This is a genomic window from Pseudoalteromonas sp. Bsw20308 (genome assembly GCF_000310105.2).
Lineage (GTDB): Bacteria > Pseudomonadota > Gammaproteobacteria > Enterobacterales > Alteromonadaceae > Pseudoalteromonas > Pseudoalteromonas fuliginea.
On record NZ_CP013138.1, the window covers coordinates 3,839,398 to 3,858,308 of the forward strand.

The 18,911-nt window shown below is 38.8% G+C and carries 19 protein-coding genes; 14 read left to right on the forward strand and 5 right to left on the reverse strand.

The annotated features are described in order from the left end of the window. Positions 1 to 32: 32 nt before the first annotated feature. The gene (locus D172_RS16885; protein WP_007378036.1) at positions 33 to 806 is read right to left on the reverse strand and encodes an amidohydrolase; all 774 of its coding nucleotides are present in this window, start codon (positions 804 to 806) and stop codon (positions 33 to 35) included. Then, entirely contained in the window at positions 794 to 1,936 is a 1,143-nt protein-coding gene (locus D172_RS16890) for a methionine aminotransferase (RefSeq protein WP_007378035.1), read from the reverse strand. The genes D172_RS16885 and D172_RS16890 overlap by 13 nt, the downstream gene beginning before the upstream one ends. A gap of 108 nt (positions 1,937 to 2,044) precedes the next feature. On the opposite strand from D172_RS16890, the gene D172_RS16895 reads away from it, so the two are divergent. Genes D172_RS16895 through D172_RS16905 form a run of 3 tightly spaced genes read left to right on the forward strand, consistent with a single transcriptional unit; the run spans position 2,045 to position 3,896 of the window. Beyond that, the gene (locus D172_RS16895) at positions 2,045 to 2,674 is read left to right on the forward strand and encodes a methylthioribulose 1-phosphate dehydratase (RefSeq protein WP_007378034.1); all 630 of its coding nucleotides are present in this window, start codon (positions 2,045 to 2,047) and stop codon (positions 2,672 to 2,674) included. Then, positions 2,671 to 3,357, forward strand: a complete 687-nt coding sequence (gene mtnC, locus D172_RS16900) for an acireductone synthase (protein WP_007378033.1) — start codon at positions 2,671 to 2,673, stop codon at positions 3,355 to 3,357. The genes D172_RS16895 and mtnC overlap by 4 nt, the downstream gene beginning before the upstream one ends. Beyond that, positions 3,354 to 3,896, forward strand: coding sequence for a 1,2-dihydroxy-3-keto-5-methylthiopentene dioxygenase (locus tag D172_RS16905; RefSeq protein WP_007378032.1), 543 nt, complete (start codon positions 3,354 to 3,356; stop codon positions 3,894 to 3,896). The genes mtnC and D172_RS16905 overlap by 4 nt, the downstream gene beginning before the upstream one ends. A gap of 61 nt (positions 3,897 to 3,957) precedes the next feature. Here D172_RS16905 and mtnA read toward each other — a convergent pair whose 3' ends face one another. Then, positions 3,958 to 4,983 carry an S-methyl-5-thioribose-1-phosphate isomerase gene (gene mtnA, locus D172_RS16910; protein ID WP_007378031.1) on the reverse strand — a complete coding sequence of 342 codons (1,026 nt, stop codon included), beginning with the start codon at positions 4,981 to 4,983 and terminating at the stop codon, positions 3,958 to 3,960. A gap of 129 nt (positions 4,984 to 5,112) precedes the next feature. On the opposite strand from mtnA, the gene mtnK reads away from it, so the two are divergent. Continuing rightward, on the forward strand, positions 5,113 to 6,330 hold the full coding sequence (mtnK, locus tag D172_RS16915; RefSeq protein WP_007378030.1) for an S-methyl-5-thioribose kinase: 1,218 nt from the start codon (positions 5,113 to 5,115) through the stop codon (positions 6,328 to 6,330). A gap of 45 nt (positions 6,331 to 6,375) precedes the next feature. Here mtnK and D172_RS16920 read toward each other — a convergent pair whose 3' ends face one another. Together D172_RS16920 and D172_RS16925 are read right to left on the reverse strand one after the other, a co-directional pair. Next, the gene (locus D172_RS16920) at positions 6,376 to 7,857 is read right to left on the reverse strand and encodes an FMN-binding glutamate synthase family protein (RefSeq protein WP_033023783.1); all 1,482 of its coding nucleotides are present in this window, start codon (positions 7,855 to 7,857) and stop codon (positions 6,376 to 6,378) included. 177 nt (positions 7,858 to 8,034) lie between these two features. Next, entirely contained in the window at positions 8,035 to 9,816 is a 1,782-nt protein-coding gene (locus D172_RS16925) for a DUF885 domain-containing protein (RefSeq protein ID WP_007378028.1), read from the reverse strand. Between the two features lie 356 nt (positions 9,817 to 10,172). On the opposite strand from D172_RS16925, the gene D172_RS16930 reads away from it, so the two are divergent. From D172_RS16930 to D172_RS16975, 10 genes are all read left to right on the forward strand, one after another. Further along, positions 10,173 to 11,159, forward strand: a complete 987-nt coding sequence (locus tag D172_RS16930) for a GGDEF domain-containing protein (protein WP_007378027.1) — start codon at positions 10,173 to 10,175, stop codon at positions 11,157 to 11,159. 83 nt (positions 11,160 to 11,242) lie between these two features. Further along, positions 11,243 to 11,998, forward strand: a complete 756-nt coding sequence (gene ubiE / locus D172_RS16935) for a bifunctional demethylmenaquinone methyltransferase/2-methoxy-6-polyprenyl-1,4-benzoquinol methylase UbiE (RefSeq protein ID WP_007378026.1) — start codon at positions 11,243 to 11,245, stop codon at positions 11,996 to 11,998. An 11-nt stretch (positions 11,999 to 12,009) separates the two neighbouring features. Continuing rightward, positions 12,010 to 12,684 (forward strand): ubiquinone biosynthesis accessory factor UbiJ, encoded by a 675-nt coding sequence (locus D172_RS16940; RefSeq protein ID WP_007378025.1) that lies wholly within the window; start codon positions 12,010 to 12,012, stop codon positions 12,682 to 12,684. Between the two features lie 9 nt (positions 12,685 to 12,693). Further along, positions 12,694 to 14,295, forward strand: coding sequence for a ubiquinone biosynthesis regulatory protein kinase UbiB (gene ubiB, locus D172_RS16945; protein WP_007378024.1), 1,602 nt, complete (start codon positions 12,694 to 12,696; stop codon positions 14,293 to 14,295). 80 nt (positions 14,296 to 14,375) lie between these two features. Beyond that, a complete protein-coding gene (tatA, locus tag D172_RS16950; protein WP_007378023.1) occupies positions 14,376 to 14,624 on the forward strand; it encodes a Sec-independent protein translocase subunit TatA in 249 nt (82 codons plus the stop codon). Between the two features lie 5 nt (positions 14,625 to 14,629). Beyond that, positions 14,630 to 14,962 carry a Sec-independent protein translocase protein TatB gene (tatB, locus tag D172_RS16955; protein ID WP_007378022.1) on the forward strand — a complete coding sequence of 111 codons (333 nt, stop codon included), beginning with the start codon at positions 14,630 to 14,632 and terminating at the stop codon, positions 14,960 to 14,962. Between the two features lie 48 nt (positions 14,963 to 15,010). Beyond that, positions 15,011 to 15,751, forward strand: coding sequence for a twin-arginine translocase subunit TatC (gene tatC / locus D172_RS16960; protein ID WP_007378021.1), 741 nt, complete (start codon positions 15,011 to 15,013; stop codon positions 15,749 to 15,751). Between the two features lies 1 nt (position 15,752). Beyond that, the gene (locus D172_RS16965; RefSeq protein WP_007378020.1) at positions 15,753 to 16,271 is read left to right on the forward strand and encodes a hypothetical protein; all 519 of its coding nucleotides are present in this window, start codon (positions 15,753 to 15,755) and stop codon (positions 16,269 to 16,271) included. Then, positions 16,271 to 17,056, forward strand: coding sequence for a TatD family hydrolase (locus D172_RS16970; protein ID WP_007378019.1), 786 nt, complete (start codon positions 16,271 to 16,273; stop codon positions 17,054 to 17,056). Before D172_RS16965 ends, D172_RS16970 begins: the two co-directional genes overlap by 1 nt. Continuing rightward, positions 17,056 to 18,909, forward strand: a complete 1,854-nt coding sequence (locus tag D172_RS16975; RefSeq protein ID WP_033023782.1) for a diguanylate cyclase — start codon at positions 17,056 to 17,058, stop codon at positions 18,907 to 18,909. The genes D172_RS16970 and D172_RS16975 overlap by 1 nt, the downstream gene beginning before the upstream one ends. The last annotated feature ends 2 nt before the right edge of the window (positions 18,910 to 18,911 follow it).

Here is an 18,911-nt window from a genome sequence, read left to right on the forward strand (position 1 = left end):
CACTTTATTGGCTCTGCGCTAAATTAACGTGTCTATATTAATGTAAAAGGGTCTGCATCTAAATAGGCAGGAAACGCTGCTTTAAACTCATCCAGTGGTGCTTTTTCAAGTGTTATAGTAACTAGTTGCTCAGCGTTATCTTGCGCTTTAGTTAATGCATCGCCTTTAAAGTCGTATACTGCAGTACCGCCATTGTGCGCCACGCCATTACCGTCGTCACCCACTCGATTAACGCCTACTACGTAACACAGGTTTTCCATTGCACGCGCCATAAGTAACGTATCCCAAATATGGCGGCGCACAGCCGGCCAATTTGCTACGTTTATCATTACATCGTAGTCGTTATTATTACGTTGAAATACCGGAAAGCGCAGGTCGTAACATACTTGTGGTAATAGTTTAAAACCGTTGATTTCAAAAACTTTACGCGCTTGCCCTGCTACAACGTAATCGCCCTCGCTGCCTAAGCGAAATAAATGGCGTTTATCGTAATAACTCACCTCACCATCGGGTTTTACCCAATAAAACCGATTCGCTTTTTTATCGCCTTGTGCAACAAGTACCGAACCTGCAATAACCGCACTATGTTTATGAGCCTGCGCCTTTAACCACGTCAGTACTTTACCGTTTTCGGGCTCTGCACAATCTAAATTGATAGCAAAGCCAGTCGAGAATGTTTCGGGCAGTAAAATAAGATCGGGCTGATGCATAATTGCTTCAAGCTGCTTATTAAACATGGCTAAATTAGCATCTTTATCAAGCCAATAAAGCGAGCTTTGCAATGCTGTAATGGTTAAAGTTGACATAATATTTGCGCAGCCTCTATGAGAGTGTTGTCGTTTTTAGCAAAGCATAAACGAATTACCTTGTCGGTTGGTGCCTTTTGATAAAACACACTTAACGGAATAGCCGCAACACCTGCTTGCTCAACTAACCAATGGCAAAAATCAATATCGTTTAAATCCGATACATCACTGTAATCTAACAATAAAAAGTAAGTACCTTGGCTAGGTAAAATTTTAAAACGGCTGTTACTTAAATGGCTCGCTAATAAGTCGCGTTTTTGCTGATAAAACCCGCTTAGCTCATCTATATGCTCACCTTGCTGCTCGAGCATATCGGCAAGCGCATGCTGTGCGGGGGTAAAACTTGAAAACGTAACGTACTGATGAATTTTTCTAAATTCGACAGCTAAATCGGCAGGTGCAATACAGTAACCCATTTTCCAGCCCGTGCTATGAAATGTTTTACCAAAACTCGATATAACAAAGCTTTTGGTAAATAATTCATCATCGCGTAATACACTTAAATGCGGTTGTTCATCAAACGTAATGTGTTCATATACCTCATCGCTTATTACATATAAATTGTGAGTGCTAACCAACTCTTTAAGCTTTTTTATATCATGTGGCTGTAATATTTTACCGCTAGGGTTATGAGGTGTATTTATAATAATTGCACGGGTATTTTTAGTAATTGCTTGGCTTACTACTTGCCAATCAATAGTGTAATTTGGCGCACTTAAAGCAATGTGTACCGACTTTCCACCAGCGAGTTCAATTGCCGGTTGGTAAGAGTCATATGCAGGGTCAAATACAATCACTTCATCACTGGGGCGCACAATTGTTTGAATAGCTACAAACAATGCCTCTGTTGCACCCGAGGTAACAGTAACTTGATCAGCTGCGTTTATATCAACTGCATATTTGCGCTTTGCTAAATCAGCAATTTGTTGCTGTAATCTTGGTACACCACTTGAAGGTGAATATTGATTAACGCCCTGCTGCACATAATAATTTAACTGCGTTTTTAAAAGATCAGGAGCATCAAACTCAGGAAAGCCTTGAGAGAGATTAATTGCCGAAAACTCATTAGCCAACCCGCTCATTTGGCTAAATATACTAACGCCTAAATTTGGTAATTTACTTTCAAACACGTGATGCCCTTAATGATGGTTTTGCGCTTAAAGCGATGCTATCATTGCTTAAAACAGAAGTATAGCCGTCTAAAAACAATTAACTTTACGCTCATTAGTGAGGAATGTATGCAAAACAATACCGCTATTTCACAACTTATTGAAGCCGGAAAATGGGTTAGCCAAAAAGGCTGGGTACCCGCAACAGGCGGAAACTTTTCAGCTCGTACTAGCACTGGCTTTGTTGTTACAGCAAGTGGGCACGATAAAGGCTCACTGACGCAAGCGCATTTTTTGCAATTAGATCACCAAGGCGAGCGCCTAGCAGGAGCTGTAAAACCATCGGCAGAAACACAATTACACCTAAGTTTGTATCAGCTTATACCTGATGCGCAGTGTGTTTTGCATACTCACTCTGTAGCCGCTACCGTACTGTCGCAAATTACCCAAGGGCATCAGCTTGATTTAACAGGCTATGAAATGCAAAAAGCACTGAGCGGCTTTACTTCGCATTTAGAAACGCTGAGCATTCCTATTTTCGATAACGATCAAGATATTGACCGATTAAGCCTGCTGGTCAGTGACCATCATTTACATACACCTATAGAGCATGGCGTACTGATACGTGGTCATGGTTTATATGCAGTAGGACGTAATATTGATGAAGTTCGTCGCCACCTAGAAGCCTTAGAGTTTTTATTTAGCTGCGAACTAGAACGCCTAAAAATAATAGGTATTCAAGCGGGAGTAACTAAATGATTAAAGCCATTTTAACCGACATCGAAGGCACAATAACCCGTATTTCGTTCGTTAAAGAGGTATTATTTCCTTACGCGGCAAAACAGTTACCTACCTTTATACGTGCCAATGCTAATAAACCGGATGTAGCCGAGCAAATTAGTGCCGTAAAAGCCCTTATCGAAAAGCCAAACGCCGATATAGAAGAAGTCATTAGCGCCTTACTTACCTGGATTGATGAAGATAAAAAAATCACTCCACTTAAGCAGTTACAAGGCTTAATTTGGCAAACAGGGTATGAACACGGCGATTTTAAGGGTCATTTATACCCAGATGCATTTGATTTTTTACAAGCTCAACACAACAACGATATTACTTTGTATGTGTACTCATCTGGTTCGGTAAAAGCGCAGCTGTTGCTTTTTAAATACAGTGATTATGGCGACATTCGCAGCTTGTTTTCTGACTTTTTTGACACCAAAGTTGGCGCAAAGCAAGAGCGAACTGCCTATAACACCATTGTTGAACTGTTACCATTTCAAGCAGAAGAAATACTCTTTTTAAGTGATGTAACCGGTGAGCTTGACGCCGCGCAGGCTGTGGGTTTAAAAACACTACATTTAATTCGTGATGGGCAAGCAAGTACTAAAGCACACCCTTATATTAATGACTTTAGCCAATTTAAATTGGAGCAATTAGTATGAGCCAATTAACGGTGTATGCCGACAACGATGCAAACAAGACACTTGTAAGCACATCAGATGCTGATGATATTGCAAAGCAACTAGCTAAAGTAAACGTACGTTTTGAACAGTGGCAAGCAAATGCAGATATTAATGAGTACACCACCCATGAGCAAATTATTAGTGCGTACAAAAGCGATATAGATCGGTTAAAAACTGAAAATGACTATCAAACAGTAGACGTTATATCTCTAGCTAAAGGTAACCCTGGCGCATCAGAGCTGCGCAAAAAGTTTTTATTTGAACATACCCATAGTGAAGACGAAGTGCGTTTTTTTGTAAAAGGCCAAGGGCTATTTTGCCTGCATTTAGGCAATAAGGTTTATCAGGTACTTTGCCAACAAGGCGATTTAATTTCAGTGCCTGAACTTACCCCGCATTGGTTTGATATGGGAAGCGACCCTGAGTTTACTGCCATTCGCTTATTTAACAATACAGAAGGCTGGGTAGCAAAAAGCACTGACTCGTCTATTGCAGAGCAATTTCCACTATTATCGTAAGTTGGTCATTCAAAACCTTGGTCCACACTAATACATAACGTGGACCAAAAATACCGCGAAGTTACTTAAGCTTTATGAGATCGCCATTTTCTACCTGACTTTGGTTATAAACCCCCGTGTCTAACACCCACCCTGTGACCAGCTTTGCCGGCGTTATATCAAATGCAGGGTTATATACATTAGCATTAGTCGGTGCCCATAAAGCCTCACCAAAGCTACCGCTAACCCCGCGCACTTCTTGAGTATTACGTTGCTCTATTTCTATATCATCACCACACGCGGTGTTGGTATCAAGCGTGGTAATAGGCGCAACTACATAAAATGGAATGTTATGAAAATACGCAAGTACGGCTAAATTATAGGTGCCCACTTTATTAGCAAAATCACCATTGGCGGCAATACGATCAGCCCCTACTACTATTTTATCTACCTTACCTGCAGCCATTAAACTTGCTGCCATATTATCGCAAATTAATGTGTAAGGTATTTTCCAGCGCTCAAGCTCAAAGGCCGTTAAGCGGCCGCCTTGTAATAATGGTCGTGTTTCATCAACCCACACATGTACGTTGCCATGTTTTTGCTGCGCTTTGTAAATAACACCCAGTGCAGTACCAATACCAGCGGTTGCAAGCGCCCCTGTATTACAATGAGTTAATATGTTGTCGCCACTATTTATAAGCTCGGCACCACGATTTGCCATTCGTTCACACAGCTCAATATCTTCAATAAACAACCGCTCAGCAGTACTAACAATACCGGCAACATAATCGCTTCGCGTTAAAGCTTTTCGCAATGCCGCCATACAATGCATTAAATTAACCGCCGTTGGACGAGTGGCTTCTAGTTCATTGATTGCTTTTTCAAGCTCACTTTTCACTACCCCTTGCTCAGCTAAATACGCCACTAACAAGCTCGCGCTTAAACCAATAAGTGGAGCTCCACGCACTTTTAAGTTAATGATCAGCTCTTTCATGGTTTCTACATCATGGCACTGATGCCATACCTGCTGGTGAGGTAGTAAATATTGGTCGAGCACACTAAGCGACCCGTTTTCATATTTTAAACTGCTTGCGATTAAATTTTGCATAATGCTTAAGGTATTAAAAATGCGTAACGTTATTTTACACCACTTTGAATAACTCTCAAGTTAGACTTGTAGACATCTAAACATTTAAAGGTATAGAATGCTTAAAAGCTGATTTTTGAGATTAAAACCATGACTAACTATGTTGCTTTTAACGCACAGCGCGCTATCGATTACGTATCGACATTAATTGAATCTAAACAATGTAATTTTTTTGATTCCGGACAAACCTTATCTGCGTATGAGTTTGGTGATGGCAATCTTAATTTAGTGTTTAGAATTACTGATGAGCAAAACAATAGTGTTATTTTAAAGCAAGCTCTGCCTTACGCGCGTTGCGTGGGTGAGTCGTGGCCATTAACACTTGATAGAGCCCGTATAGAAGCACAAGTTTTACTTAACCATGGTGCTATTTGCCCTACTTATACTGCTAATGTTTTACATTATAGTGAAATACAAGCCCTTACTATTTTAGAAGATTTAGGTAATTTCCAAATATTGCGTACTGCACAAAATAATGCAGAGCAATTTCCTAAATTGGCACAGCATGTAGCTACCTACTTAAGCCACACCGGCTTTTATAATTCAGATTTTTACTTAACCGCGCAAACTAAAAAAGCGCTCGTTAGCCAATTTACTAATCCTGAGCTTTGCCAAATCACTGAAGACTTATTTTTTAGCGACCCGTACATTGGGCACGAACGCAATAACTACCCAGATCAACTACAAAGCGAAGTTGATGCAATACAAAAAAACAGCGCATTAAAGTTAGAAATAGCAAAATTAAAAGCTAATTTTTTATCTAACCCGCAAACATTACTTCATGGTGATATGCATAGCGGCAGTATTTTTGTTGATTGTAATAATACAAAGATGATCGATCCTGAGTTTGGTTTTTTTGGTCCTGTTGGGTTCGATATTGGCTCTTTTATTGGTAATTTACTTTTAAATTACTGCGCACAATACGGGCATATTGAAGATTTTGTGGCTCGTCGTAATTACCAAACACATTTACTTAGCTGTATCGTAGACACCTATAGTTTATTTGAGCAGCAATGGCTTGAATTAATACGCACTAAAACAACAGATGAATCACTAGCGCCAGTAGGCTATGCGCAATACTTTATGAAAAACGTATTGCAAGATGCTGTTGGTTACTGTGGTGCTGAGCTAATTAGGCGTACTATAGGGCTTGCGCACGTAAGCGATATAGATAGTATTAGTGATGAGAATGCGCGCCTTACAGTGCAAAAACAAACATTAGCACTAGGCAAGCAACTTATTTTAAATGCACAAACATGCAACAACAAAGAAGCATTCTTTAGTTTATTAATAAGCCAATTAAACTAACAAACATTAAAAAGGCGCTATTAGCGCCTTCTAGTTAGTTAAAACTTACTTGTAGTTTTCGTAAATTTTATCAAGCGGTTCCGAAAGCCCACTTTCTTGCACTATACGTACATGCTCACGTTTTAATTCGCGTGCACTAGTCACACCACAAGAATGAGCTATTAGCCCAGCGCCATAATGAATGTATTTATTATAGTTAGCTACTCGCTGCGCTTTATCAGCTACATCTAAGCCGCGTTGCAAACGCTCGTTATGCGTAGTGATCCCGGTTGGACAAGTATCTTTATTACATTGCATTGCTTGAATACAGCCCAGTGCAAACATATGACCACGAGCCGATACAACAAAATCAGCACCGAGCGCCAATGCCCAAGCAACCTTTGAAGGAACAATTAATTTACCAGAAGCGATTATTTTAATACGATCTCGAAGCCCATGTTTTTCAAGCATATTAACTACAAGCGGTAAACTTTCGCGCAGTGGTAAACCCACCGAATCCATAAGCGGTTGCGGTGCTGCGCCCGTACCACCATCAGCACTATCTATGGTAATAAAGTCAGGTGCAGACTCGATACCACGATGATTTATTTCAGCGAACAACGTTTCTAACCATCCGTATGCACCAATAACAGCTTTAAACCCTGTAGGCTTACCTGTCGCGTTACGTACAGTGGCAATCATATCAAGAATATCGGCTGGATTTTTAATTTCAGGGTGACCATTGGGGCTAATCGAATCTTGCCCTTCTGGTATCCCCCTAATTTTAGCTATTTCGGCATTAACTTTGCGCCCTGGAAGCATTCCACCCTTGCCAGGTTTAGCGCCTTGGCTCATTTTTAGTTCGAACATTTTAACCTGTTCGTGAGCCGCTATTTCTTTAAGCTTTTCAGTACTTAAATTACCGTGCTCGTCTCGTGCACCATACTTAGCTGTACCAATTTGAAAAACAATATCAGCCCCACCTTCTAAGTGATAAGGGCTTAATCCCCCTTCACCGGTGTTCATCCAACAACCTGCTAACTTAGCTCCTTTTGATAAAGCACGTACAGCGGGTTTTGATAACGCACCAAAGCTCATACCTGATACATTAAATAGCGAGTTGGTGGTGTAAGGTGTTTTACAGTATGGACCCAAAGTAACATTACTCGGGTCGAGCGCTTCTTCATCTAAAGTAGGAAACGCACAGTTCATAAACATAACTGTACCCGTTACTTCTAAGCTTTGCGTAGAGCCAAATGCCGCAGTACGGTCAACATCTTTTGCAGCACGATAAACCCAGCTTCGTTCAGCTCGATTAAATGGCATTTCTTCTCTATCTTGCGCAAAAAAGTACTGCCTGAAGAACTCCCCTTGGCGCTCAAAAAAATACCGAAAACGCCCTATCACGGGGTAATTTCGCCTTATAGCGTGCTTAGTTTGTGTAATATCGCGAAAATAAAAAACAATTACAGTAAGCACAACGCACCCGAGTAAAACTATAAACATACTTGCAAATATATCGATACTAAACATTATAAAATTGCTCATTTATGACCCTTGGTGATTTTTAAAATAAAACCTAATAAGTACTGACCGCTTTAATGAACTAAATGGCTCATCATAATTACTAACCTGCTTACTTAAAATAAATACAACTACTTACCAACAGAGTACTAACTTACATAGCTATAAAAACAACTCAGTACCCATTTTTAAAAATTATACTTATTTACTTTCCAGCTTAACTGATTCATTTTTTATATACATACGTACTTGTGTTTCTAGCACTGATAAAGGTACTGAACCATGGCGTAATATTTGATGATGGAATTCACGAATATCAAAATTTTTCCCAAGCGCTTGCTCTGCCTCAGCGCGTAAACGTTTAATAGTTAACTCACCAATTTTGTATGACAGTGCCTGTGCTGGCCACGATATATAACGATCGGTTTCCGTTTTAACATTATGCAGCGAAAGCGCGGTGTTTTCGCTCATAAAGTTCATAGCCCGATCTCTACTCCAGCCATACATGTGCATTCCCGTATCAACAACTAAACGTGCTGCTCGCCACATTTCATAAGTTAAGCGACCAAAACGGCTATATGGGTCTTGATAAAAGCCAGCTTCTAAGCCCAAGTATTCAGAGTAAAGCCCCCAACCTTCGCCAAATGCCGAAAGGTAAGCATCACGACGGTAGCTCGGTAGATTTTCAAGCTCGGCATTAAGTGATATTTGTAAATGATGTCCTGGTACTGCTTCGTGCAGAGTCAACGCTTCTAAAACATAGAGAGGGCGCTTATCTAATGCGTAAGTATTCACCCAATAATAACCTGCTTCATCATCTCGATTAGAGCCAGAATAACGGCCTGTTGTGTATTTAGGAGCAATATTGGCTGGTACGGGGGCTACGCCATAAGGTTTACGTGGCAAGGTATGAAATAGCTTAGGCAGCTGTGCATCCATTTTTTTAGCAATATAAGATGCTTCTTTTAAAAGCTGCTCTGGTGTTGTGGCATAAAATTGTGGATCCGTACGTAAAAAGTGAATAAATTCGGCGAATGTGCCTTTAAAACCTACTTCAGCTATTACGTCCTCCATTTCACTGCGAATTCGAGCGACCTCTTTTAATCCAAGTTCATGAATCTCTTTAGGCGTCATGTCGGTAGTAGTGTAATACTTAGCTCTGTTTTTATAAAATGCCTCGCCATTAGGTGTATCTGATATGCCAACGCTTGTGCGTGCACTAGGTCGATACTGCTGCGTAAAAAACACTAAATAATTTTTATAAGACTGTATAACATCTTCTTTTATAATGTTTTTAGCTTTTTGTTGTAGTGCCTTAAATTCACTATCGCTCAAACCAGCAGTATTAGTTAAAAAAGGTTTATAAAACTCAGATGTAGTTATATCGTCAACAATGTAAGCATTAATTGAATCTTCGTAACCCTCTAGCACAGCTTTAGGTTGAGTAAGGCCCGTTTCTATCCCTTTTTTCATCCAATATATGTTTTGTTCAAAAAACCGCGGAACTTGCGCCAAACGTGCAAGGTATGTATCGAAATCTTGCTGATTTTTATATTGAGAGCTATTGATGATGTATGATAATCCAGAGTGAAAACCATACTCTGATGTAAGCGGCATATAATGCGCATTGAATATATACTCATCAACGCTGTTTTGTACTTGTGCTCGAATAATGCTGAAGTTTATTTGATTTTCATCACTTAATTTATCAATGCTGACGGTATCTAAATCGGCAAGTAACTGTGTTTTATTCTTATATTCTTGCGCTAAAAATTCGGGCGATAGATTTGGTAACAAGTAACCTTTAACCCCTTTTCCATTGCTATAAGGATTAATGCTTTGTCTGTAATCAACAATGCTTTTGGCTATCTGCGTAAACTGTTGATCTGCATTTTGCGTTGTTATTTGACATGCACTTAATGAGCATAAAAACATGAAACCAAGTAAAGAATGGCGCATTGGCCGCTGTAAAAAATGATTCATTGCAATTTAACTTGACGATGTAATAGATATCACAAAGCTATCGTAGGCTAAATAAATAGCAAGTAAATGAGACCAATCAACGGTTATAAACCTTACTAAAACTAAGTGTATTTCGAGAGTAAAGTATATCAACAGAAGTAAAAACAAGCTTAATTGATGAGAAAAGCAGCTATTGAGTTGTTAAAATGAAAATTTAAGTTCCGTAACTCTTTTTTTACTTTTAAATAACCGCCATAACGATTACTGTAGTAAAAAATAATAAAAGCTCGGATGCATAACCGCCTCACGGAATGAGATATTTAAATTAACTCTTATGCGTACTCAGTTGGTATTTAAAAATGATGTTCCATGATTCCATGGCAATTGCACAAGAAAAGATGACTAAAGTGTGTGTGTTTTTAGAGCGTTATGCGCTGCCGCCAACCCCGCTTAATTTTCAAGTAATTTATACCTATATTAGCCAAGCCAATATAAACCTTAAAAATGCACTAGAACGTGCGATTGCAACAGAAGAAAATATAGACAGTGTTTTAATTGAACAATTATATTTTCAATTTTTAAATGAAGGGCACACAACTCAAGTCTCGATGATTCAAAATGTTGACGGTATTATCGGGTCACTTTCTCGAAATGCTCAAGCAACAGAAAAACAAATTATCCGCTTTGCTGATCAAGTAAATGAATGTGTACATACGCTTGATGAAAACAGTATAGAACAAAGCCGTAAAGCCCTTAAAATCCTCAATACACAAACCGTAGAGTTACTAGAGCAGCATAAACAATTTAAGAAAGAACTTAGCAAAGCTAAAAAGTTACACGAAAAAACGCAAAAGCAATTAACTCAGCTCCGAAAGCAGCATATAGTAGATAGCCAAACGGGCCTTTATAAACGTCATTATTTAACTCAACAAACCCAAGTTTGGACAAATCAAGAAAAGTCCATTTGTGCCATTGCTGTTCAAATAGATAACCTTGATCACTTTGTTGATAATTATGGTGATATTCTTGGTGAAGTTATTTTGAATAAAGTCGCTAAGCAAGTACAAAAGTATGTATTCCAAAGCGGTTTACCTGGACGGACTGCTAAAGACCAATTTACTATATTACTCGCCGACATTGATCCTGAAACGGCAACTTTAATAGCCGAAAAAGTACGTAATGGGGTAGAAAAGTTGCGATTTGTTAGCTCAAAAAGTGGCACAAAACTACCCGCTATAAACTTATCATTAGGTATTGCACAGCATCAGCAACAAGATGACTTTAATCAACTTGCTAAAAAAGCCTCAAATGCAGCTTTTAAAGCTCGATCTCTTGGGCAAAGTTGTTTTATTGCGGGGCATTAAATCACCTGATAAATCATATTCAAATTGCACCTGCAGTACACAATAAAGTACACTAGTGCTTATTGCCACGATAGAGATTAATCATGAACGAAACACCGCAAAAGACCACGCATTTTGGCTATAAAACGGTAGCTGAAAACGACAAAGCCTCAATGGTTGCAGACGTATTTCACTCAGTTGCAGCAAAATACGATGTAATGAATGATTTAATGTCTTTTGGTGTGCACCGCTTATGGAAACGTCAAACTATTGCCAGTTCTGGTGTTCGCAAAGGCCATCATGTACTTGATTTAGCTGGCGGCACTGGTGATTTAACGGCTAAATTTAGTCAATTAGTCGGTGAAACAGGTCAAGTTGTTTTAGGCGATATTAACTCCTCAATGCTCAAAGTGGGCCGTGAGAAGCTGCATAACTTGGGTCTTGTTGGTAATATTGACTACGTACAAATGAACGCCGAAATGCTGCCATTTCCAGATAATAGCTTTGATGTGATCACTATTGCTTTTGGTTTACGTAATGTAACCGATAAAGACAAAGCACTTCGTTCTATGTACCGTATTTTAAAGCCAGGTGGTCGCTTACTAGTGCTAGAATTCTCCAAGCCTGAGCATGAAGTACTAAGTAAAGCTTACGATTTTTATTCATTTAATTTATTACCAACAATGGGCAAACTAGTTGCTAACGACAGCGAGTCGTACAAATATTTAGCCGAATCGATTCGTATGCATCCAGATCAAGATACCCTTAAAGCAATGATGGATGACGCTGGCTTTGAACAAACAACTTATCAAAACCTAACAGGTGGTATTGTTGCACTTCACCGTGGTTTTAAATACTAAGGCAGAGTGATATGGCGCTTGAACAAGTAACTGAAAAAAATAATGATAGGTCAACCACATCTACTTTTTTCATGTTGCCTAACTTTGTACTTTCGCTTATCGAGCATGTACTTAATCAAGCACTTAAACTCGACCCAAAGCTTTCAAAAAAACTAAATGAAGTTAAAGAGCTGCGTTTAGTTGTTGAAGTAAGAGATTGGCAACAAACAATCCAACTCGTTTTTGCTGATAAAAAACTACATTTATATACCGCACAAAGCAGTGATAACGCTGATTGCATGATAAGCGCCGATATAGATACGCTTATTGCGCTAAAAAATCCAGCGATGCTTACCCAGCTAATACGCCAAGATAAACTCGACCTGCAAGGTGATTTGAATATTGCCCAAACTTACAGTAACGCATTTTCGAGTTTAGATATTGATTGGCCAGAACAACTATCAAAGCATATTGGCGATGGCCCGGCCCAGCAACTTTATTTACACTTAACCTCGCTCAAGCAGCAAAGCAGTAAAGTAAAAAAGCAGTTAGCCACTACACTTACTAGTTTATGTCAGGATGAGCTTGCTATAACTATTCATCCCTTAGAGCTTGAGCAATTCAAACAACAAAACCGAGTAATTAAAAGCCAAGTTGCTGCTATTGAGCAGCGTATAAACGCCTTATTAAACATCGTAACCCGCTAAGGATTTTTTGTGTCGACTGCACGATTGTATTACATCACTAAAACACTACTTAGCTACGGGTTAGATGAGTTAGTCCCTAAGCATAAAACGCCCTGGTTTGCCAAAATAATGCGTGGAAGCTTTTTTTGGCTACGCAATCAGCATAAAGAAAAATCAGTAGGGTTGCGTTTACGTCTTGCATTACAAGAGCTTGGTCCTGTATGGATTAAGTTTGGCCAAATGCTCTCCACCCGTCGCGATTTACTACCACACGATATAGCCCTAGAGCTCGCGTTTTTACAAGATCAGGTACAACCTTTTGAAGGTGAACTTGCACAAGAAATCATTGAAAAAGCACTCGAAATTAATGATATAAGTGAATTATTTAGTGAGTTTTCACAAGCACCGCTGGCCTCGGCATCTATAGCGCAAGTCCACACAGCAAAACTTATTGATGAGCACAACATTGAGCAAGATGTTGTAATAAAAGTTATTCGTCCAAATATTCATGAACAGATTAATGCTGACTTAGCGTTAATGGAGAAGCTCGCTAAAGTACTTGCCAAAGTACATAACGAGTCAAAGCGCCTGCGCCCTGTAGAAGTTGTTAAAGAGTATAAAAAAACACTCCTTGATGAACTCGACTTAATGCGAGAAGGCGCTAATGGCATTCAGCTTAAGCGTAACTTTGAAGATTCTGATTCTCTTTATATCCCTGCAGTTTATAGCGATTATAGCCGCCATAATATATTAGTGATGGAGCGTATTTACGGCATACCTGTCTCTGATACTGATGCACTATTAGCACAAAATACTAATATGAAATTACTTGCTGAACGCGGTGTAGAGGTGTTTTTTACACAAGTATTTAGAGACAGTTTTTTTCATGCTGATATGCATCCTGGCAATATATTTGTCTCTCGCGAACATCCTGAAAACCCAAAATACATTGGTATAGATTGTGGTATTGTTGGTACGCTTAATAAAGAAGATAAACGCTATTTAGCTGAAAATTTCATTGCCTTTTTTAATCGTGATTATCGCCAAGTTGCCCAGCTACATGTTGATTCAGGTTGGGTACCACCCGATACCAGCATTGAAGAATTTGAATTTGCGATTCGTACAGTGTGTGAGCCTATATTTAACAAGCCACTTGCTGAAATTTCATTTGGTCATGTGCTTGTTAATTTATTTAATACCGCACGCCGCTTTAATATGCAGGTACAACCTCAACTCGTACTACTACAAAAAACTTTATTGTATGTTGAAGGGTTAGGCAGACAGCTTTACCCGCAACTGGATTTATGGAAAACAGCTAAACCCTTTTTAGAAGACTGGGTAAAACAACAAGTCGGCCCATTATCTGTATTGAAACAAATGTATGCTAATTTACCTTTTTGGGCAGAAAAAATGCCCGAGCTACCGGATTTAATTTATCAAAATTTAAAGCGAACTCCTCGCACTCAAGTACAAATACAAAAGGTATCTCAAAAACCTTTAATCTTGGGCTTGTTTGGTAGTGCGACAATAATCATGTCAGCTCTTTGTTATTTACAGCACGATTTAATTGCTGCCAGCATCGCTATTAGCTGCTCTGCTGTTAGCTTTATAACTGCATGGCGCAGCGCATAAACTAAGTGCTATTTGCGTTATTGAGCGTATAATTAGTATTTAAAATATACATTTAATCATTTTATAGACTGGAGATAACCATGGGTTTTGGTGGTATTAGTATTTGGCAATTATTGATTGTACTAGCAATCATCGTTCTTCTTTTTGGTACTAAAAAGTTACGTGGAATGGGTGGGGACTTAGGCGGTGCTGTTAAAGGCTTTAAAAAAGCCATGTCTGATGAAAAAAGTACAGAACAAGACACTACCGAGCAAATCCAAAAATCAGAAAATGCAGCTCCAAACGATCCAGCTAACGCTGAAAAAACCAAAGATAGTAATAAGGTTTAATTAGCATGGGAATGTGGGAGCTTGTTATTGTTCTTATTGTTGGTTTAGTGGTTTTAGGCCCTGAACGCTTGCCTGTGGCTATAAGAACAGTGAGCCGCTGGATTAAAACAGCCAAGTCGCTAGCTAATTCAGTTAAAGCCGAAGTCAGCGAAGAGCTACGCGTACATGAGCTGCATGAAAACCTTAAAAAAGCAGAGCAACAAAACTTAAAAGACTTAAGCCCTGAACTGCAAAACTCGTTGAGCGAGCTACAACAAGCAGCTCAATCAGTTACCCACAGCTATAAAAAACAACCGCCAAAGACAGAAAACAACCAACATATTGATGAAAAAAAGTGAAATTAATTTCCTTTTCAATGGTCAACTTACTAAATGGTATAAATAATAATGGTTGAGCAAGTAAAATCGGGGTTTGTGGCTCACTTAATTGAGTTACGAGATCGACTTATAAAAGCACTATTGAGCATTTTCGTTATTTTTATTGCCATAGTGTATTTTGCAAATGACATTTACGCTTTTGTTGCACAGCCGCTAGTCTCACATTTGCCAAGCACTGCAACTATGATTGCAACTGATGTGACAGCACCTTTTTTCGCCCCTTTTAAACTGACTTTATTTGTCGCTTTATTTGCATCTATTCCATGGATATTACATCAAATTTGGGGGTTTATCGCACCAGGGTTATATCAGCACGAAAAGAAAATGCTCATGCCTATTCTCGCCTCTAGCATAATACTGTTTTATGGTGGTATAGCCTTTTGTTACTTTGTAGTACTGCCAATTATTTTAGGCTTTTTTACAAGCGCAGGTCCTGAGATGATGACTCTTGCGCCCGACATAAGTAGTTATTTAGGATTTGTATTAAAATTATTTTTTGCTTTTGGTGTCGCGTTTGAAATTCCAGTTGCCATTATGCTGCTATGCTGGAGTGGCGCAACAACGACAACAAGCTTAAAAGAAAAACGCCCTTATATCGTGGTAGGTGTTTTTGTAGTCGCGATGTTTTTAACACCGCCTGATGTATTATCACAAACATTACTAGCGTTTCCGATGCTGCTTTTGTTTGAACTAGGCTTAATTTTAGCGAAATTTTATACCGCTAAACCACAACAAGAATCTGAGGAATAAAATGAAAAAACAACTACTCTCACTATTGGTTTTATTAAGCGCACCCACATTTGCTGCGCAAACAGAAATTAACACTCAAGCATTACAAGCATGTAGCTTTATTGAAAACGACTTTAACCGTTTACTATGTTACGACAATACTATTGCGGGTAAATCGCTAACCAAGCCATCAGTTGCAAAAGTTTTAGCACCACCAACAACAAATACTAACGTGCCAATACCTACTCCAACACAGAAAGCGCCATCAGTTGCAAATGCCGATGATTTTGGTTTAGAGCATAAAGAAGTACACAAAGAAAAAGATACTGAAATTAAAGCTACAATTACCTCAATAGAGAAAGCAGCTTATGGTGAGCTCATTATTAATTTAGATAATGATCAACAATGGCGTCAAATTGGCTCTGATAGTATGCGCTTAAAAGAAAGTGATACGGTTGTTATAACTCGTGGTGTTTTTAACTCATTTTTATTAAAAAAAGCGAACCAAAATCGCTCTATTCGCGTTAAGCGCACTAAGTAATGTCGTACACCTTAATTGATGCTGGTGTTAATTTAACTAACCATCAGTTTGATGAACAGCATCAAGAGATTATTAACCGCGCCAATAGTGCAGGCGTTAACAACATGCTTATTATTGGCTGTGACATAGCAGGGAGTGAACAATCTCTTGAGCTGGCTATAAAGTATCAGCAATACTCTACAGCCGGCATACACCCTCATGATGCAAAATCAGCCACCAGCGAATTAGAGACTCAATTAAAACACCTTGCAAAGCACGATGAGGTGGTTGCTATTGGCGAATGTGGGCTTGACTATAATCGCGATTTTTCACCTAGAGATATTCAGCGTAGCGTCTTCAGGCGCCAGCTTGCTGTAGCCGAAGATTTAAATTTACCTGTTTACCTACACGAACGTGATGCCAATGAAGATATGCTTAAAATACTTAATGAATTCAAAGTACGCGGTATACTTCACTGCTTTACCGGTAATGCTAGCTCGTTAAAAAGTTATCTAGATTTAGGGCTTTACATTGGCATTACTGGCTGGGTATGCGATGAAAGACGTGGGAAAGAGTTACAACAATTAGTCCCTCACATTCCTTTAGAACGCTTGCTACTCGAAACTGATTCACCTTTTTTAATTCCGCGCTCGATTAAGCCTAAACCCAAATCACGTAAAAATGAACCCGCATTACTTCCACATATTTGCCAAACTGTCGCTCAACTGTATAAAATTGAAGCTGAAACTGTAGCAACTCAAACTACAAAAAACTTTAATCACATTTTTGCTCTAGAGACACGTTAATGATAGTTGCAAAAGTTTTATTTAGCCTACTTACCCTAGTATGTGTATTTAACGCTTCTGCAAATCCCATTGTAATAAGCCAAAATTTTAAATCCCAAAATATCATAAATTTAAACTATTCTTTTGAACCAACTTCGCTTTTAGAAGCTCGAAATAGTAATTTGAAAAATTGGCATTCACTTAAAAATAGCTCATTAAACTTAGGGTTAGAACAACGACCAGTATGGCTTACATTTACAATAAAAAACACACTCAACAGTGAAGTTGAGCCACTACTTTCAATAGATAATCCTCTCTTAAATAAAGTTCAGGTTTTTCATTTACACAATTCTGAGCTGCTTTCACAAACACAAATAGGCGACGCCTTTGTGCTTTCTCAGCGCCTAATAAAAAGCGAATCTTTATTAGTTAAATTAACATTGCCTGCAAACACAACAACAACTGTGATCATCAAAGTTACGGATAGTGCGGGGTTACGAGTACCTTTAACTTTGTGGCAGCAAGATAGTTATTTAGCTTACAAAGGTAAACTAAATTTAATATATGGTTTGCTCATTGGTTTTGTATTTTCGTTAGCCTTTAGCTGTCTTGTTTTATATGGGTTCTCACGCAAGCTCTATTTTGCTTGTGCTGGTATGATAACGTTGACGTTAGGTTTATTACTCTCCTATTTGTGTGGATTTGGCTTGCGTTTTTTTCATCCAAACCTAACGGGTATTCAGCAACTAATGAGCTCTATGTTACTGATGCTTATTACCTTGTTGTTTTTACCTTTACAGCAACTCATTTGCCAACCTAAACGCTCTACGCTGTTAAAGGTACAAACGATAATAACCAGCCTATTTGCCATTTCATTACTATGTGTTTGGCTGCTACCTAACTTAATCGTTACTTTATTTAGCCTTGTAACTATTCCTATTATTTTGTGCTTTTATATTATCACTACACTTATATGTACTCGTAGTGACCCATCCAAACAAAATAAAGGCCTTTTACTGACTTTAATCTTCTTCCTTATAGTTATGGCCTACTTTATTGCTACAGCAATGGGCTGGTATTCCCTTGGTCAGAATAGTTTAGTTATTGTCTTTATTTGCTTTTTTAGCTGTATTTTTTGTTTGTGCTATACCGTAATGGAAAAGTTTATTTTGCAACGCGACCAACAAATAGTTACACAGCAAACCTTGATTGCTAAAAATACGGCGCAAGATACACTCTTAAACGAACGTCTAGCGTTACAAGAGAAAGCTCGCCGAGAGTTAGAAGCGCTTGTCGACGAACGAACCTTTGAACTGCAAGTAACCTTAAGAGAGCTTGAAGAGAAAAATAGAGAGCTTGAGCAACTTAATACTGAAGATGCTTTAACCGGTATAAAAAACCGTCGTTTCTTTGATAAGAAATTAATAATGGAGCTTCGTCGTTCTCGCCGAGAGCAAACGCCATTAAGTATTATTATGCTTGATATAGACCGCTTCAAAACAATTAATGATACGTATGGTCATTTAACTGGCGATCAGGTTATTAGAGCGGTGTCAGATATTATAAAAAATAATCTAAAGCGTCCACTTGATGAAGTTGCACGCTACGGTGGCGAAGAATTTGTAGTGCTGCTTCCAAATACACCAAATGAAGGCGCGTTAGATATTGCAGAACAAATACGCGAAACAATTGCGCAAAGTACTGTAATTGTTGCTGGCACTGACATTAAATTTACAATTAGTGCTGGTGTTTACACTAGCGTCGCAGATGATCTTAACACCCCCGAAATATTTACCGAGCACGCTGATAAAGCCCTCTATTACGCTAAACAGCACGGTCGTAATCAAGTAATTAATTTTCCAATTCCACAGTAGGA

What these genes read in the sequence shown, in the direction of transcription:
- mtnC (WP_007378033.1), top strand. Translation starts at nt 2,671, where the DNA reads ATGATTAAAGCCATTTTAACCGACATCGAAGGCACAATAACCCGTATT.
- tatB (WP_007378022.1), top strand. Translation starts at nt 14,630, where the DNA reads ATGGGAATGTGGGAGCTTGTTATTGTTCTTATTGTTGGTTTAGTGGTT.
- ubiE (WP_007378026.1), top strand. Translation starts at nt 11,243, where the DNA reads ATGAACGAAACACCGCAAAAGACCACGCATTTTGGCTATAAAACGGTA.
- D172_RS16930 (WP_007378027.1), top strand. Translation starts at nt 10,173, where the DNA reads ATGGCAATTGCACAAGAAAAGATGACTAAAGTGTGTGTGTTTTTAGAG.
- D172_RS16895 (WP_007378034.1), top strand. Translation starts at nt 2,045, where the DNA reads ATGCAAAACAATACCGCTATTTCACAACTTATTGAAGCCGGAAAATGG.
- tatC (WP_007378021.1), top strand. Translation starts at nt 15,011, where the DNA reads ATGGTTGAGCAAGTAAAATCGGGGTTTGTGGCTCACTTAATTGAGTTA.
- mtnA (WP_007378031.1), bottom strand. Translation starts at nt 4,983, where the DNA reads ATGCAAAATTTAATCGCAAGCAGTTTAAAATATGAAAACGGGTCGCTT.
- D172_RS16925 (WP_007378028.1), bottom strand. Translation starts at nt 9,816, where the DNA reads ATGAATCATTTTTTACAGCGGCCAATGCGCCATTCTTTACTTGGTTTC.
- D172_RS16905 (WP_007378032.1), top strand. Translation starts at nt 3,354, where the DNA reads ATGAGCCAATTAACGGTGTATGCCGACAACGATGCAAACAAGACACTT.
- tatA (WP_007378023.1), top strand. Translation starts at nt 14,376, where the DNA reads ATGGGTTTTGGTGGTATTAGTATTTGGCAATTATTGATTGTACTAGCA.
- D172_RS16885 (WP_007378036.1), bottom strand. Translation starts at nt 806, where the DNA reads ATGTCAACTTTAACCATTACAGCATTGCAAAGCTCGCTTTATTGGCTT.
- D172_RS16970 (WP_007378019.1), top strand. Translation starts at nt 16,271, where the DNA reads ATGTCGTACACCTTAATTGATGCTGGTGTTAATTTAACTAACCATCAG.
- D172_RS16940 (WP_007378025.1), top strand. Translation starts at nt 12,010, where the DNA reads ATGGCGCTTGAACAAGTAACTGAAAAAAATAATGATAGGTCAACCACA.
- D172_RS16965 (WP_007378020.1), top strand. Translation starts at nt 15,753, where the DNA reads ATGAAAAAACAACTACTCTCACTATTGGTTTTATTAAGCGCACCCACA.
- mtnK (WP_007378030.1), top strand. Translation starts at nt 5,113, where the DNA reads ATGACTAACTATGTTGCTTTTAACGCACAGCGCGCTATCGATTACGTA.
- D172_RS16975 (WP_033023782.1), top strand. Translation starts at nt 17,056, where the DNA reads ATGATAGTTGCAAAAGTTTTATTTAGCCTACTTACCCTAGTATGTGTA.
- D172_RS16920 (WP_033023783.1), bottom strand. Translation starts at nt 7,857, where the DNA reads ATGAGCAATTTTATAATGTTTAGTATCGATATATTTGCAAGTATGTTT.